The organism is Streptomyces sp. NPDC058239, from assembly GCF_042882185.1.
Classification (GTDB): Bacteria; Actinomycetota; Actinomycetes; order Streptomycetales; family Streptomycetaceae; genus Streptomyces.
Genome location: NZ_JBHVWS010000007.1, coordinates 217,812 through 233,465, shown reverse-complemented (window position 1 = coordinate 233,465; position 15,654 = coordinate 217,812). Strand labels below are relative to the sequence as shown.

The 15,654-nt window shown below is 71.1% G+C and carries 10 protein-coding genes; 9 read left to right on the top strand and 1 reads right to left on the bottom strand.

All coding sequences use genetic code 11. The features are described from left to right. The 9 genes from ACFVYE_RS12130 to ACFVYE_RS12090 form a co-directional block, all read left to right on the top strand. On the top strand, positions 1 to 2,480 hold a 2,480-nt coding region (locus ACFVYE_RS12130; protein ID WP_389605298.1), incomplete at its 5' end, for an ADP-ribosyltransferase. 14 nt (positions 2,481 to 2,494) lie between these two features. Further along, positions 2,495 to 2,893, top strand: a complete 399-nt coding sequence (locus tag ACFVYE_RS12125) for a hypothetical protein (RefSeq protein WP_383974376.1) — start codon at positions 2,495 to 2,497, stop codon at positions 2,891 to 2,893. Between the two features lie 33 nt (positions 2,894 to 2,926). Further along, positions 2,927 to 3,721 carry a DUF6508 domain-containing protein gene (locus tag ACFVYE_RS12120; RefSeq protein WP_383974378.1) on the top strand — a complete coding sequence of 265 codons (795 nt, stop codon included), beginning with the start codon at positions 2,927 to 2,929 and terminating at the stop codon, positions 3,719 to 3,721. Between the two features lie 287 nt (positions 3,722 to 4,008). After that, the gene (locus ACFVYE_RS12115; RefSeq protein WP_383974381.1) at positions 4,009 to 4,320 is read left to right on the top strand and encodes a hypothetical protein; all 312 of its coding nucleotides are present in this window, start codon (positions 4,009 to 4,011) and stop codon (positions 4,318 to 4,320) included. Between the two features lie 102 nt (positions 4,321 to 4,422). Then, positions 4,423 to 5,796: a type VII secretion integral membrane protein EccD gene (gene eccD, locus ACFVYE_RS12110; protein WP_383974383.1), complete on the top strand. Its 1,374-nt coding sequence runs from the start codon at positions 4,423 to 4,425 to the stop codon at positions 5,794 to 5,796. A gap of 53 nt (positions 5,797 to 5,849) precedes the next feature. After that, positions 5,850 to 7,142: a MinD/ParA family protein gene (locus ACFVYE_RS12105; RefSeq protein ID WP_383974386.1), complete on the top strand. Its 1,293-nt coding sequence runs from the start codon at positions 5,850 to 5,852 to the stop codon at positions 7,140 to 7,142. Between the two features lie 61 nt (positions 7,143 to 7,203). After that, a complete protein-coding gene (eccCa, locus tag ACFVYE_RS12100; protein WP_383974388.1) occupies positions 7,204 to 11,175 on the top strand; it encodes a type VII secretion protein EccCa in 3,972 nt (1,323 codons plus the stop codon). A gap of 82 nt (positions 11,176 to 11,257) precedes the next feature. Continuing rightward, on the top strand, positions 11,258 to 12,676 hold the full coding sequence (locus tag ACFVYE_RS12095; RefSeq protein ID WP_383974391.1) for a DUF6177 family protein: 1,419 nt from the start codon (positions 11,258 to 11,260) through the stop codon (positions 12,674 to 12,676). 532 nt (positions 12,677 to 13,208) lie between these two features. Continuing rightward, entirely contained in the window at positions 13,209 to 14,186 is a 978-nt protein-coding gene (locus ACFVYE_RS12090) for a terpene synthase family protein (protein ID WP_383974403.1), read from the top strand. 124 nt (positions 14,187 to 14,310) lie between these two features. Here the strand turns inward: ACFVYE_RS12090 and ACFVYE_RS12085 are convergent, their stop codons facing one another. Continuing rightward, the gene (locus ACFVYE_RS12085) at positions 14,311 to 15,627 is read right to left on the bottom strand and encodes a PucR family transcriptional regulator (RefSeq protein ID WP_389605294.1); all 1,317 of its coding nucleotides are present in this window, start codon (positions 15,625 to 15,627) and stop codon (positions 14,311 to 14,313) included. Positions 15,628 to 15,654: the final 27 nt, after the last annotated feature.

Sequence of the window (15,654 nt, the reverse complement as noted above, 5' to 3'; positions counted from 1 at the left end):
GCCTGAAGACCGATGCCGGGCACATCCGCGACACCGGTTCCTCCGTCCACACCCACTTCCAGGCCCTGTCCGCCTACTACCAGGCCCCCGAGGCCGAGCAGCTCTTCGCGACGACGAAGCCGGTCAAGGACCGGGCGGACGGGTTCGCGGACGATCTGGAGAAGGTCGCCTCGTCGTTGTCGGACTACGCGAGCGAGATCCGTCCGCTGGTCACGAAGCTCGCCCAGCTGAAGACGGACGCGACGAAGTTCGTCAACGCGAACAAGGACGACGACGACTGGGAGTACGACGAGGACAAGGTCGACGAGCACAACCAGCTCCGCGACGACATCACCGCGACCGTCGCCGCGTTCTGGGCCGCCGAGCGCACCTGCCACAACAAGATCACCGCCCTGTTTCCCGGCGGGGTGCAGATGGTCGCGGGCGACGGGTCGGAGCGCAAGGACCAGTACGGGTTCGACGCGGACGACCTGAAGAACGCCAAGCTCCCCTGGGGCGACCCGGTCGAGGAGAAGCACCACGTCTGGGAGGTCGGGCACTGGGTCAAGTCGTTCGTCTGGGACGGCCTGATCGTCGACGGGGTATGGGGCACCATCAAGGGGCTCGGCACCCTCGTCGGGTTCGGCGGCTGGGACGCGATGGGCCAGGCCTGGAAGGGGCTGGCCCAGCTCGCCACCGGCCTCGTCATCTCCGCGGTCCCCGGTGCGGGCACCCTGTTCTGGGCCCTGCCCGACGACAAGCTCCCCTCCTGGCTCCGCGACTCGCGCACCGCGATGAAGGAGACCGGCAAGGCCCTGGTCGCCTGGGACGAATGGGGCAAGAACCCCGGACGTGCCGCCGGAGCCGTCACCTTCAACGTCCTGACGACCGTGTTCACCGGCGGCGCCGGCGGAGCAGCCGCCGGAGCCGGCAAGGCCGGCGCGGTCGCCAAGGTCCTGTCCGTCGCCGGGAAGGCGGGCAAGGTCATCGACCCGATGACCTACATCGCCAAGGGCGCAGGCGCAGGCCTCTCCAAGATCGGCGACATCACCAAGGGCCTCAAGGGCATCGGCAACATCGAGATCCCCAAACTCCCCGACGGTTCGGTGCAGTTGCCCGATGGGCGCATCCTGGAGCCCAACGGCAACCTCGTCGCTCCGAACGGCGTGGTCGAAACGACTCCGATCCCGCACGACACGATCCCCCATGCGTCGGGCCTGCCGTCGTCCTGGCAGATTCAGCAGCCGGTGGCGCCGGGAGTTCACGCGGGAAGCGGCTTCGACAACGTGCCGAGCGGCACAAGCAGCCATGTACCGGGCGGAGTACCCAGCCACGTACCGGGCGGGGTACCCGGCCACGTACCGAACGGATCGTTCGGTCCCGCACCGGCCGCCTTCGATCCCGCAAGCCACGCACCCGGTCATGTCCCGGGCGGCGTCGGCAGTCACGTTCCTGCCGACCACTTCCCGACAGGCGCGGGGCACGACATCCCGGGTCACACGACTCCGGGGCACGACCTGCCGCCCACGGGCCCGCACGGCCCTGGCCACGACCTGCCCGGCAGCACCCCGCACACGACGGACGCCCCGCACACTCCGGGCCACGACGGACCGGGCGCGCACGGGCACGACGGTTCGCACAGCGGCGGGCACGACGGTTCGCACGGCGGGCACGCGGACGATGTGGCCGCGCACGGCGACGACGCGGCGCACGCCGGTGACCACGGCGGGCATGTGGACCCGCACGGCGCCGCCGGTGACGCCCTGCACGGCGCAGACGACGCGACGACGGCCGGTCACCACGGTGCGGACGGCCCCGGCGTGGGCGGTACGGCGGACGACTTCAAGTACACGCCCCACGTGTCGGAAGCTGATTTCGACGCACTCTCCACCGCCGAGAAGCACCGGGTCGCCGCCGCCGAACTCACCGACGGCACTGTGCCGTTCGCGGACGACTTCGATGCGATCCAGTACGGCCGGGACCACTGGAACGACTACGTGGACAACCTGGACCCGTCCGCACAGCAGGCGCTCCGGGACTACACGGGCGACTCGTTCCCCTCGTACAAGGACATGAACGGCTACCTGCGGAACGACCCCTACTACGGGCCCAGGCCCGAGGTGCTGCACGACATCAGCGAGATGGACCGGGTGATGTCGACCCGCCCCGTGCCCGAGGACGTGATGGTGGTGCGCGGCACGGGCATCGGGCACCTCGACCTCGACTCGCCTCTCGAAATGCTGGGTGGCACATACGGTGACGAGGGCTATCTGTCCACATCGCTCGGCAACCACCCGGTACCCAGCTTCGCGGGCAAGGACGCCATCCTTCACCTGCGGGTCCCGAAGGGGACGCCCGCGCTGTGGCTGGAGAAGGTCAGCCATTACGGCGTGACCGAGCGTGAGATCCTTCTCGGGCGCGGCTCGGAGTACCGGGTGACCCGAGTCTTCGTGGACGAGGCCGGACAGGCCCAGGTGTACGGCGAAGTCCTGCCGAAGTGACAAAGGAAGAGTGCATGACCAGCGAGAACCGACCCAATCCGCGCTTCGAGGAAGACATGCAGCTCAAGCGGGTCGCCGGGCCGCCCCGCTACAACCGTGTCGCGCAGGGGCCCGTGCAGTACGTGCGGGTCGCCGACAGCGACGGCGTGGTGATCGGCTACGTATGGGCCAATGACGAGGGTGAAGCCGCCGGCTGGGTGACCCCGCAGGGGCTGGGGGCCGCCGCGATCAACGCCGGAGCCGCATGGCTCAGGAAGCTGCGGGACGCGAAGTCCCGCGGGATCGCTCCCACTGCCCTGCTCGCCGAGCTGGTCCGGGACACGAGTGACATCAAGGGCAGCGGTGTCGTACCCGGCTCGCTGGCCGAGGCTCCGTCGCTCGCCGAACTCAAGGAACTGGCAAGCGGGGGCTGAGGTCCCGCACCGACGCCACGGCAAGAGCGGATCATGACGTACGAACCCGACGCACCGCGTTACCGCGGCGAGAGCGACAAGCCGGTCCGCTACCTCGCCGTCGCCAACGCCCGCGGCGAGGCGATGGGCTACCTGTGGGCCAACGACGAGGACGGCGCCGCCGGTTGGTGCCTGCGGCCCGCCGGTGACCGGGCCGGGTTCAACGAAGGGCTCAAGTGGTCCACAAAGCTGAACGCGGCCAAGGCGCGCGGGCTCGTACCCACAGCCGCGCTCGCCGAGCTGGTCCGCGGCTCGGACCCCAGGTGCGTCAGCCATATCGTCCCGGACTCGCTGGCCGTGGCCCCGTCCCTGGCCGCGCTCACGGAGCTGGCCCACGTCGTGACCGAAGCCGACGACCGGCGTCTGCTGGCCCAGCTCGACCGTGGGAACGCCGACGCATGGCGCCAGTTGAGGGAAGGGCTCGCCGCGCTGACGGACGAGGACCGTGATGTCCAGTGGTCCAAGGGCGGGGAGCAGCCGGACGGCACCCGGCAGATGAGCTATCCGCTCCACAGCAGGCGGCTCGAACGCGTGGTCCGGGCGCTGCCCGCTGTCGGCGCCGTGACACCCGCGTACCTCTGGCAGGACAATCCGCCGCCCACCGTGCCGCTCGACGGCCGGATGAGCCCGGCCGACGCCGTGCGCGCGGCCACGGCGGTGGTGCGCGGGGAGCGGTTCTCGGACGGGACGATTGCCCAGGCGGCGAAAGACGGACTCATCGACGCCGTGGCCGAGTCGCTGTGTTCGTGGTACGAGACCGAGGTCGCCGGCACCCATGACGATCCCTGAAGAATGCGGAATCCGCGTTGGCTGTTCGCGCTCGCTCCACAACTTGTTCACGCCGCAGGCCGGGCTGTACCGCCTCCTCGCCCATGCCTTATGTTGCAGGAGGTATTAGGGGGATTCCCGTATGGTGCGCGCCGGCTGATGCGTAATATGCCGCTCCTTCGCAGTGAGCAGGAGTGAGCGGGAGTAACCCGACCCCGGCCCCGGCCACCGGCCCTCGGACCGACGGCCGGTGACGCAGCGACCATGACCGACGCAACGTACGACTGAGACAACGGACGACGAGACGAATGGCACGGGATTACGACAGCCAGCTTCTGGAGTCGGTGGCGGTACGCCGGCGCAGGATGCGGGACGCGCTGCTCTTCGGCGCGCAGCGGGCGCGGCGCACGGCGGACGAACGGCTCGGAAAGGTCTTCGCGGGGATCGCCATCGCGGCCGTGCTGTGCGCGGGATGTGTCGGGTGGTCGTTTATCCAGAACATGCTGGAGAAACAGAAGGCCGAGCAGCAGAAGCAGCAGCGCCAGGAACAGCAGTACGAGCAGCCGGCGAAATCGGCACAACCAGATAAAAGTGGGGAATCAGCGAAAAATCCCCAGTAACTCGGTAACTCCGGCAAATTCAGAAAGAGTTCCCCGTAAAGGGGACGGAGAAGGCGCTAGTAGCATGGGCACGCCAAGCTGCCCGACTCCTCAAACGTCGCGATGATAGGTTCCCGTAAAGTGGTGAGCACAGCAACGACTTCCCGAGCGCAGCTCAGCCGGGTGACCCTGGTCGGTGAGCGACGCCGGGCCGATATAGTCCTGCCGTCCGATACGCCGATCGGGCAGCTGCTGCCGGACATTCTGCAGTTGCTGGACGACCGGGCCGCTGCGCGCCCGATGACACGGCAGTTGATCACGTCGGACGGCTCCGCACTGCCGCACGACAGCACACTGTCCTCGGCCGGGATCGCGGACGGCGCCGTGCTCCGGCTCGTCCGGGCCCACTCCGCGCCCCCCGCCCCGGTCGTGCACGATGTCACCGATCTGGTGGCCGACGACCTCGATCTGCAGGCCTGGCGCTGGCGTCCCGCCGCGCGCCGGACCAGTGCGGGTGTGGCGTCCGTGGCCTTCGCGGTGATCGCCGCGCTGCTCGCCCGCCGCGAGTTCACCCTCGAAGCCCTGACCGGCCCCCTCGTGGCCGTCACGCTCGTGCTGCTGGCTGCCGGTGCGCTCATCGCCAGGGTCGGGCAGGGCAACCGGGGTCTGGCGACCGCGCTTCTGCTCGCCTCCGGCAGCCTCGGCATCGCCACCGCGTGGACCGCCGCGGATGCGTACGACTGGTCGGGGGCTTCGCGGCTCGCCGGCGTCGCGGGCGCGCTCGTCCTGATGCTGGTGCTTCTCGGCTACTTCTCGCCGCTCGGCCGCGGCGGGCTCATCGGTGCCGTGGCGACCACCGCAATCGTTGTGGTGTGGGAGGCCGTTGCCGCCGTCCAGGACGACCTGGCCCGGCTCGGCGCCGTCATGGCCGTCTTCTCGGTGGTCCTGCTCGGTCTGCTTCCCCGGCTCGCGCTCGCGGCATCGGGGCTCACCGCACTCGACGACCGCCGCTCCGGCGGCGTCTCGGTCAGCCGCCACCAGGTCGGCAACGCGCTCGCGGCCACCCACCGCGGCCTGGCCCTCGCGACGGTGGTCACCGCGGTCTCCGCGGCGGCCGGCGGCTGGCTGCTCACCCTGGCCGACAAGCCGTCCGTGTGGACCGTGGCACTCCCCTCGCTCGTGGCCCTGGTGCTGCTCTCCCGGGCACGGGCCTTCCCGTTGGTCGCCGAGGTCGTGGCGCTCTTCGCCGCCGCCGCGATCCTGGTCGTACGCCTCGTCGTGCTGTGGATGCAGCACGCCGGGGGTGCCGGACCGCTCGCCATGCTGTGCGTGGCGGCGGTGCTGCCGCTGCTCGTCCTGGCGGTGCAGCCGCCCGAGCATGTGCAGGTCCGGCTGCGGCGTGTGGCCGATCTGGTCGAATCCATCGGTGTGGTGGGGCTCTTCCCGCTCGCCGTCGGTGTGTTCGGCGTGTACGGACAGCTGCTCAACAAGTTCTGAGTCGACGCGCAGGTGCTCCGGGCGGGGCAGCAGGGCGGAAAAGAAGGGCAGACATGCCGAACGAAGACAACTGGCAGGGCGATGTGCTGCGCGCCATGAGGGGCGGTGCCGCCCAGGAGAGCGCGCAGGGCCCTGGCGGGCGGGGGCACGGTGCCCCCGCGCAGGGGCAGAGCGGTCAGCCGTACGCCGCCCCCGCGTCGAACCCCGGCCTTCCCGCGCAGAGCGCCGCCGCGTACGGGCCGCCCCAGCAGCAGGCCGGCTACCAGGAACAGCAGCAGGCAGCCCAATACGCCGCCTACCAGGAACAGCAGCAGGCCCAGCACCCCGGCCACCAGGGACAGCAGCCGATGGCGGCCAACCCAGTCGGGCAGCCGCAGCAGGCCCGGGCCCAGGCCGCGTACACCCCCGGCACCCGCCCCCACCGCACCCCCGACTCCCGGCCCGTGGTGGACAAGGGGCTGGCCGCCGTCGGGCGCAAGGCGCGGCGCGGCGAGCCGTTCGCCACGCGGGCCGCGCGCGCCCTGCGGGTGAGCGTGTCGTCGTCGGCCGCGCGCGAGGTCGCCAGGACCACTGCCACCGCCGAGATGCTCCAGCAGCCCGTGACGACCGGCCGGCAGATCGCCGTCACCTCCATCCGGGGCGGCGCCGGCAAGTCGACCGTCGCCGCGCTGCTCGGCACCACGTACGCGCACTACCGGCAGGACCCGGTCCTCTTCGTCGAGGCCGACCCGGCGCTCGGCTCGCTGCCGCTGCGTCTCGGCGCCGAGACGCTGCGCTGGACCACCGGCGACCTGGCGGGCATCATCGAGCCGCAGATGTCGCTGCTGGACATCACCGGCTATCTCGTCCAGCTCCCGGGCAACGCCTGGCTGCTGCCCGGCAGCCAGGGCCAGATCGGCGCGATGCTGGACAGCAGGGCGTACGAGCGGGTCATGATCTCGCTGCGCCGCTACTTCGGCGTCACCGTCGTCGACTGCGAGACACTGCCCGCCGAGGTCGCCCGGGTGGCGCTGTCCGCCGCGCAGGCCCGCGTGCTGGCCGCACCCGCCACGCTGGAGGGCATCACCAGTACGTACGCGGTGCTGCAGTGGATGCAGTCGCTGCCCCGGCATGTGATCGCCGGCACGGTCGTCGTGCTCAGCGAACTGGTGCCGCACCCCGGGCTCGACCTCGACGAGGCCGCCGAGAAGCTCAGGTCCACCGGAGCGGGCGTCCAGGTCCTGCCGTACGACCGGCATCTGGCGGCCGGCGGCGCGATCCGTACCGATCTCCTGGCGCACACGACCAGAGAGGCCGCCACCCGTCTCGCCGCGGATGTGTTCCGGCTCTCCCAGCAGCACCACTGACCACAGATCAGCAGCACCACTGATCCCCGATGCCGAGCCCGACCCCGAGTGACGGACGACGATGAGTACCCGACTGATCCACCGCCCGGCCAGGACCACCCGGCCGCCGGCCGCCTCCGAGGCGCGCACCATCGAGGCCCCGCCGAACCTGCCCGAGGGCAAGTCGGGCAACATCGCGATGTCGCTGTTGCCCGTCGCCGGTGTGATGTCGTCGGTCGTGATGATGACGGTCGTACGCAACAGTCAGTTCGCCGGGCTCGGCGCGATCATTCTCGTCGTCACCGTCATCGGCTCCGTCGCGCTCGTCTTCTCACAGCGTGGCAAGGCCCAGCGCACCCGCCGTACCCAGCGCGAGGCCTACCTCGCCTATCTGGAAGACCTGCGCGAGGAGCTCTCCGTCGAGGAGCGCAAGCGGGCCGAGCGGGCCGACATCCTCAACCCTCCGCCGCACGCCCTGTACGACATAGTGCGCGACCCGGCCCGGGTGTGGGAGCGCCGCCGTCCGGACGGCGACTTCCTGCGGGTGCGCGTCGGCACCGGTGAGATGCCGGTACGCGATCTGAAGGTCGCCCAGCAGGGCTCGTCGGTCCTTTCGCCGCCCGACCTCTTCATGCTCAACGAGGCGTCGGCGCTGATGGACCGCTTCCGTACCGGCACCGAACTGCCGCTCACCGTCCCGCTCGACCGGGTCGGCAACATCAGCGTCATCGGCCCCCGCGAGGACTGTCTGCGCGTCGCACGCGCCCTGCTCGTCCAGACCGCGGCCACGCACGCCCCCGACGACGTGGCGATGGCACTCGCCGTGCCCGGCGACCGGCTGGCCGACTGGGAGTGGGCCAAGTGGATGCCGCATCTGCTCGACCCCGAGCAGTTCGACGGCCCCGTCGCCGCGCGCCGGATCGCCCCCTCCGCGCCGCAGCTCGCCCGCCAGATCGGCCCTGAGCTGCGCCGTCGCGCCTCGTACGCGGCCGAGGTGCGGCGCGGTCTGTCCGGCAAGGACGCGCTGTCCATGACGTCCCGGCTGCTCGTCGTCACCGACGGGCACGGCGAGGACGCCGTCGACCTGCCGCGCCCCGACGACGCGGTCGGTCTGCGTGAGATGGGTGTCAGCGTGCTGCACCTGCTCGAACACCGGGTCCAGGAGCCGGGACACGTCAGCGTCCGGATCACCGTCGACGGCGACCGGGTGGTCATCGAGGACCTGCGTGAGCAGGAGCCGATCAGCGCCCACGGCACCGTGGACGAGGTCAGCATCCCGTTCGCCGAGGGCCTGGCCCGGATGCTGGCGCCGATGCGGCTGTCCGCCGAGTCGCTCGTCGACGCCCCGCTGTCCGGGCCCGTCGACTTCGCCGACCTGCTCGGCATCGACGACGTGGCGCAGCTCGATCTGTCGCACCTGTGGGCGCCGCGCGGCGAACGTGCCTTCCTGCGCGTGCCGATCGGCATCAGCGACTCCCACCAGCCGGTGCTCCTCGACCTGAAGGAGTCCTCGGAGCTGGGCATGGGCCCGCACGGGCTGTGTGTCGGTGCCACCGGTTCCGGGAAGTCGGAGCTGCTGCGCACCCTCGTACTCGCCCTGGTAGCCACGCACCCGCCGGAGGACCTCGCCCTGGTCCTCGTCGACTACAAGGGCGGTGCGACCTTCGCGCCGTTCGCGGACCTGCCGCATGTGGCCGGTGTCATCACCAACCTGGAGAACCAGGCGGGCCTCGTCGAGCGCGTCCACGCCTCGCTCGCCGGTGAGGTCAAGCGCCGCCAGCAGGTCCTCAAGGACGCGGGGAATGTCGCCGACATCGGTGACTACGCGGCGCTGCGCGCCGACCGGCGGCCCGATCTGGACCCGCTGCCGCATCTGTTCGTCGTCATCGACGAATTCGGTGAACTCCTCACCGCCAAGCCGGACTTCATCGACCTGTTCCTGTCCATCGGCCGCATCGGCCGCTCCATCGGTGTGCATCTGCTGCTGTCCAGCCAGCGCATCGAGGGCGGCAAGCTCAAGGGCCTGGACACCTATCTCTCGTACCGGCTCGGTCTGCGTACCTTCTCGGCCGACGAGTCCCGTACGGTCCTGGACACCACGGACGCCTTCCATCTGCCGCCGCTGCCCGGGTTCGGCTATCTGAAGGTCGACACCAGTCACTACGAGCGGTTCAAGGCGAGCTATGTCTCGGGCGCGTACCGGGGCCCGGTACAGCGTACGCAGGAGGAGGACACCGGCCCCCTCGCCCTTGAGTACGAGGCCTTCAACACCCTTGCCGAGCCGGAGAGTCCGGGCGAGGAGCCGAAGGCGCGGCGGCGTGAGACCGGGCCGACCGAGATGGGTGTCATCGTCGATCAGCTGCGCAGCGCGGCCGGTCCGGTGCGCCGTATCTGGCTGCCGCCGCTGCCCGATGCCATCGCCCTGGACAAGGTCGCGGGCCCACTGGACGTCGGCCCGCGCGGGATGCAGCTGGCCAAGCGGCGGGGCCCGCTCCAGGTACCGCTCGGCCTGCTGGACGACCCGACCAAGCAGTGGCAGGGACAGTGGTATCTGGACCTGACGGTGGCGGGCGGCCACGCCGCGATCATCGGCGGTCCGCAGGCCGGAAAGACCACGCTCCTGCGCACGCTCGCTCTCGCGCTGTCGCTGACACACACCCCGCAGGAGGTCGGCGTCTACGGCCTCGACCTGGTCGGCGGCGGTCTTCAGGCGGTGTCGGGCCTGCCGCACGTCGGCGGGGTGGCCGGCCGTGCGGACCGGGAGCGCGCGGGACGCACGGTCGAGGAGGTACGGGGCATGCTCGCGATCCGTGAGGAGCTGTTCCGCGAGCACAACATCGACTCCGTGGAGCAGCTGCGTTCCCTGCACGCGGCGGGCCGGCTGCCCCAGCTGGCCTCGGCCGAGATCGTGCTGATCATCGACGGCTTCGGCGCGCTGCGCGACGACTTCGACGAGCTGGACGACGCCGTCGTCGACATCCTCAAGCGCGGTGGCGGCTACGGCATCCATGTCGTCGCGGGCATGCTCCGCTGGAACGACGTACGCATCGCCACCCAGTCGAACTTCGGCACCCGTGTCGAGCTGCGGCTGAACGACCCCAGCGAGTCCAGCATCGACCGCAAGCTCGCCCAGACCCTGTCGCCGGACGAGCCGGGCCGAATCCTCACCGACGGCAAGCTCTTCGCACAGGTCGCGCTGCCGCGTACGGACGGGCTGGCCGACACCTCGGACCTCGGCGCCGTTCTGGAGCACACGGCCCGTACGGTCCGCGCCACCTGGAGCGGCGAGGTCGCCCAGCCGGTACGGATCCTGCCGCACGTCCTGGAGCCGCAGCTGCTGCCGGGCCCGGTCGCCGAGCCCCAGCGGGTGCCGATCGGCCTGGACCAGACGGCGCTGGCGCCCGCCCTGCTCGACCTGTTCCATTACGACCAGCATCTGCTGATCATGGGCGACAGCGAGTGCGGCAAGACGAACCTGCTGAAGGCCATCGCCGGTGGACTCATCGAGCGCTACGGCGAGGAGGAGCTGGTCTTCGCCGTCATGGACCCGCGGCGCGGCCTGCGCGGCGCGATCCCCGAGGAGTTCCGCGGCGGCTACGCGTACAACCCCAAGATGTGCGCGGGCCTCGCCGCCGGTATCGCCACCGAGCTGGAGAAGCGGCTGCCCGACGACCGGGCGGACACCGAGGACCTGGAGCCCGGCAGCTGGGGCAGCGGTCCGCGGATCGTGATCCTCGTCGACGACTACGACGTGCTGACCACCGCGGGCCAGGCGCCGCTCGACCCGTTCCTGCCGTACATCCCGTCCGCGGTCGACATCGGTCTCCACTTCGTCCTGACACGCCGCGTCGCGGGCGCGTCGCGCGGCATGTACGACCCGCTGGTGCTGGGCCTGCGCGAGTCGGGTGCCTCGGCGCTCCTCATGTCGGGCGACCGCAGCGAGGGCCAGCTGTTCCCCGGTGTGTACGCCTCGCAGCAGCCGGCGGGCCGCGGTGTGTTCATCCGCAGGGGCCGGCCCAACCGCCTGATCCAGACCGTGTACACCGCCGAGTGACGCACCGGGGAGCCGTCCCGTACCCGCGGGGCATGCCCCGCGGCACATCCGCATCCCGGACGAAGAAGGAACGGCCGACCACATGACCAAGGACGTCATCGCCCTGACCCGGCGCATGCCCGACCCGCTGACCGTGCTCGCGGGTCTGCTCTCGGGCGGCCCCGACAAACTGGTGGGGACGACGGGCGAGGGCGCCGTCGTGCAGCTCTGCGACGAGCAGGGCCGACCGCTCGTCTCCGTCGAGGCACCACTGCTGGTGCAGGTCGCGGGCGAGGCCGAGCGGCTGCTCGGGGCCACCGCGCCCCCGGTTCCGTTCTGGTGGACGGAGGCTCGCGCCACCACCGGCGTCGAGGAGGCCGAGCTGCTCGCGGGCACCTTCGCGGCCCGGCTCGCCACGCTGGCCGGGGGCTCCGCCTGGCCGCCGGAGGCCGCGCGTTCCCTCGCCGTGGTGAAGACCGAGGGCGTGAGCGTCGCGCCCACACCCGCGGCCGCGCAGCCCGCCGTCGACGCCCTCACCGACAAGGTCGCCGTCGTCATCCAGGACCGTCCGGTGATTGCCATGACGGCCTGGCTCTCGGACGCCTTCCGGGCCGCCGCCAATGCCGAGCTGGGGCTCCAGATCGTCACCTCGCCGGGGGCCACGCTCTCCCCCGCCGTACGCAACAGCCTGAGCGGTTGGCCGTCCCGCTGGGTGGTGCAGGACGAGGAGGACGGCTACTACGACGGCCTGTCCGGTGCCGTACTGCGTTGGCAGAACGGCCTGTTCGCACCGGTCGAGGCGGCCGCCCCGGTCCCCGGGGACCCGCGCACGCCGGTGGCCGCCTCATACCAGGAGGTCGCGAACACCGGCGAGCGGCAGCTGGCCGTCTCGTTCCGCACGGTCCACCCCGCGGACGACCGGCTGGTGCTCGGCGGTGCCCTGGAGTCGGTGTGGCGCGAGCTGACCGGCGAGGCTCCGGCCGGCTGGGGCACCGCGGAGCCCGCCAACCTCCCCTGGTCGTTGCGCCGGCTGACCGATGTCGCCTTCGAGAGGGCGCCCGAGCCGACCTGGATCGTGGTGGTCGGCAGCCCGGACCGACCGGGTCTGGCGACGGTCCGCATCAGCCGTACGAAGGCGGGTGTGGAGGAGGACGTCACGCTGGCGTTCGGCTACGGGCCCGACGAGGAGCCGCCGCTGGACGCCCTGCCCCGGGCCGCGGAGGTGCTCGCCACCCGTCATCACCTGCAGTCGATGCTCGTCCAGCTCCGCAAGGCACGGCGCGATTTGGCCGTTCCACCGCGCTTCGAGGGGCCCGGTGTCCCGCTGGCCTTCGTGCTCGGCGCGGAGGAGGTCCGCGAGATGCCCGGCGACCGTGCCCGGCGCACTCCGCTGTCCGAGCCGCCGGTCCAGCTCGGCCCGAGGTCCCGTCCGGCGCTGTACTACCCGCTGCCGGGCGACCCGTCGGATCTGTCGGGGTGGCAGGACTTCGAGCGACTGATGAGGCATCTGAAGGGCGCCTGAGCAAGGCGTGGACCAACCCCTGGGTCAGGAAGTGCGGCCCAGGGGCCCGCAGGCGTGTCCGGGCCCCTGGTGAGGAACGGCCCCCCGGATCGGCTTGAAATCGACGAACTTGGCAGGCGTCCGCGCCGTCGGCACAGCGATCGCCCAAGAGATCGTCAACTGCTCAGAGATGTTCACTCGTTCCTGACGATCAGGCAATTTCAGTCACAAATGGCTTCCCTCCCTCGCCCACAGCGGGTTGACTGTGGGTCACGCATGGTGATGCCGACGTCCTGAGCCAAGGGCGCTTGCCACCGCGGGCCCGCGAGCCCGGCCCCGATGCCCCGACCCCCGGCGGAGGAGAGTGAGCAGGGATGACCGGCTCATCTCGCACGGTGACCCTCTGGCCAGGGCCGAGCGGGAGCGGGCGGCCCGCACCCCGATGCGTACTGGCGCCGACGCGTGAATTCGATCAGATCCCCGTTCGTATCGTTCATCCGCATCGTCTCGACGAGGGGCACCAATGAGCCAGATTGCGCTGCCAGAGTTTCATATGCCGTTCCAGAGCGCGGGATGCAATCCCGGCATCGAGGAGACCGGGAAGGTCGCTTGGGACTGGGCCGAAACCAACGGTCTGACACTCTCCCCGATGGCCCGGAAGAAGATGATCCGGACCAGGCCCGAACTCTGGATATCCCTCATATTTCCCACTGCTTCACAGCAGCATCTCGATCTCTTCTGCCAGTGGCTCTTCTGGGCCTTCCTCGTCGACGACGAGTTCGACGACGGCCCCGCCGGACGTGATCCCCGCATGTGCGAGGCGGCGATCGACCGGCTGGTGGCCGTACTCGACGGCGAAGAGCCGCGCGGCGCCATGGAGTACGCACTCGTGGGCCTGCGGGCCCGGACGTACCACGACCGCTCGCCCCGCTGGATCCGGCAGTTCCGGCGGGACACGGTCTCCTGGCTGTGGACCTACTACGCCGAGGCGGTGGAACGGGCCGCCGGGCAGGTGCCGACCAGGAACGAATTCGTGAAGCACCGCCGCGATTCGGTGGCCATGCAGCCCTTCCTCGATCTGCATGAGATCACCGCCGGCATCGACCTTCCTGAATCGGCCCGGAGCCTTCCCGCGTATATCGCCCTGCGCAACGCCGTAACCGACCACTCGGGACTCTGCAACGACATCTGCTCCTTCGAGAAGGAGGCCCTGCTCGGTTACGAACACAATGCGGTACGACTCATTCAGCGCGACAGCGGATTCACCCTCCAGGAGGCCGTCGACGAGGCCGGGGTGCAGCTCGCCCAGATAGCGGACCGGGTGCAGCGAGCCGAGAAGGAACTGATCGACGAAATAGAGGCGGCCGGAATACACGGCCGCACCCGCGCCGCGCTGGAGCGGTGCGTACAGGACTACCGCGGACTGGTCCGGGGCGACTTCGACTATCACGCCCGCGCGGAACGCTACACCCGTCCCGATCTGGTGGAGATCGACGAACGGGATTCGCTGTCACGGTACTTCGCCGCCTGACCGGACGGCAGAGCATGGCGCGGGGCCGGAGGCGGGAGCCAGGTCTCCGGAGGCCCGACGGCGGCTCTCCGGCCTCCGCGCCGCCACCGGTCGTCGTCCGACAGGATCTCCGGAGCGCTCGCCTCTAGCCCAAGTAGTCCTCCGCGGGCGCCGGTTCGCCATCGGCGCCCCTCAGCGGCAACGCCCTGAGGGCCAGTGCCCAGCCCAGCCGCGCCTCGCCCGACTCCGCGGAACGGCCGGTGAGTTCGGCGATCCGGCCGATCCGGTTGAGGACCGTGTTGCGGTGGCAGTAGAGGAGCTCGGCGGCACGCGCCGCCGAGCAGCCGTTGTCGAGCCAGACCCGCAGCGTGCCGAGCAGCGCGTCGCGTTCGGCCGCCGTGTCCAGGACGGCGCCCAATTGCGTGGTGACGATGCGCTCGGCGATCTCGGGCCGGCCGACCAGGAGGACCTCCGCCAGCCGGTCGTCGAACGCCGCCGCCTCGCCGCTTCCGGCGGGCAGCGTACGCAGGGCCTGCTCGGCCAGCCGCAGGGCCCGGCCCGCCTGGGCGAGCCGGTCGAACTCCGGTGACAGGCCCGCGGTGGCGCCGGTGCGGTGGCGCAGCAGGTCGAGCAGTACGCCGGACTCTCCCGCGGCCAGCCGCACGATTCCCGCGTACCGGCCCGATCTCGGCCGCCAGAAGGACCAGATGCCGTGGTCGTCGAGGACGGGCGCCGGGTTGGGCGGCGCGGCCGGGTCCTGGGCGGCGGCGACGACGACGTACCGGTCGTGGACCGGTACTCCGAGCGCGGCCGAGGCTGCCGCGGCGACCGCCGGGTCGTCCCCGCGCCCGTCGAGCAGGGCCTCGAAGAGGGCGACGCGGCGGGTGTCCTGGCGGCCCTGCATCTCCAGCTGGGTCAGCCGGTACGACTCGGCCATCACGAGCGAGTAGCGGTCGATGGTCTCCCACACGGCACCCGCCATGTCGAGCTCGGTGTCCCGGTCGCCCGCGACCATGCCCACGGGGTCCTGCCCCCGCCCGGTCCCACCGGCCCGTCCGGCCCGTGCCGCCCGCAGGTGCTCGGCCATCACCTGCCACATCACCCGGCCCCCGCGCCGGTAGGCCTGCAGCACGGTGTCCAGCGGTACGTTCTGCTCCGCGCGCCGCCGTCCCGTCTCGCGCGCCGCATACTCGAAGTGACCCCCGCTGGAGGGCAGTCCGCCGAAGTCCTCCAGTGCCCGCAGCAGATTGTCGCGGCAGATCTCCCACAGATCGTCCCGGCTGACGGGCGCGCCGGAGGCGTACGTACCGCTGTGCGCATGGATGTCAGCGACGACCCGCCGGGTCAGTTCGTCGATCTGCGGCACCAGAGCGGCGGCCAGGGCGCGGCGCAGCTCGCCGTCCGCGCCGCCGCTGCCGTGGTCGTCGCCGCGAGGGGTCCGGGCTCCGGGATTGTCCGCCATGCCGGAAGGTTAACGCCGCCCTCCCGA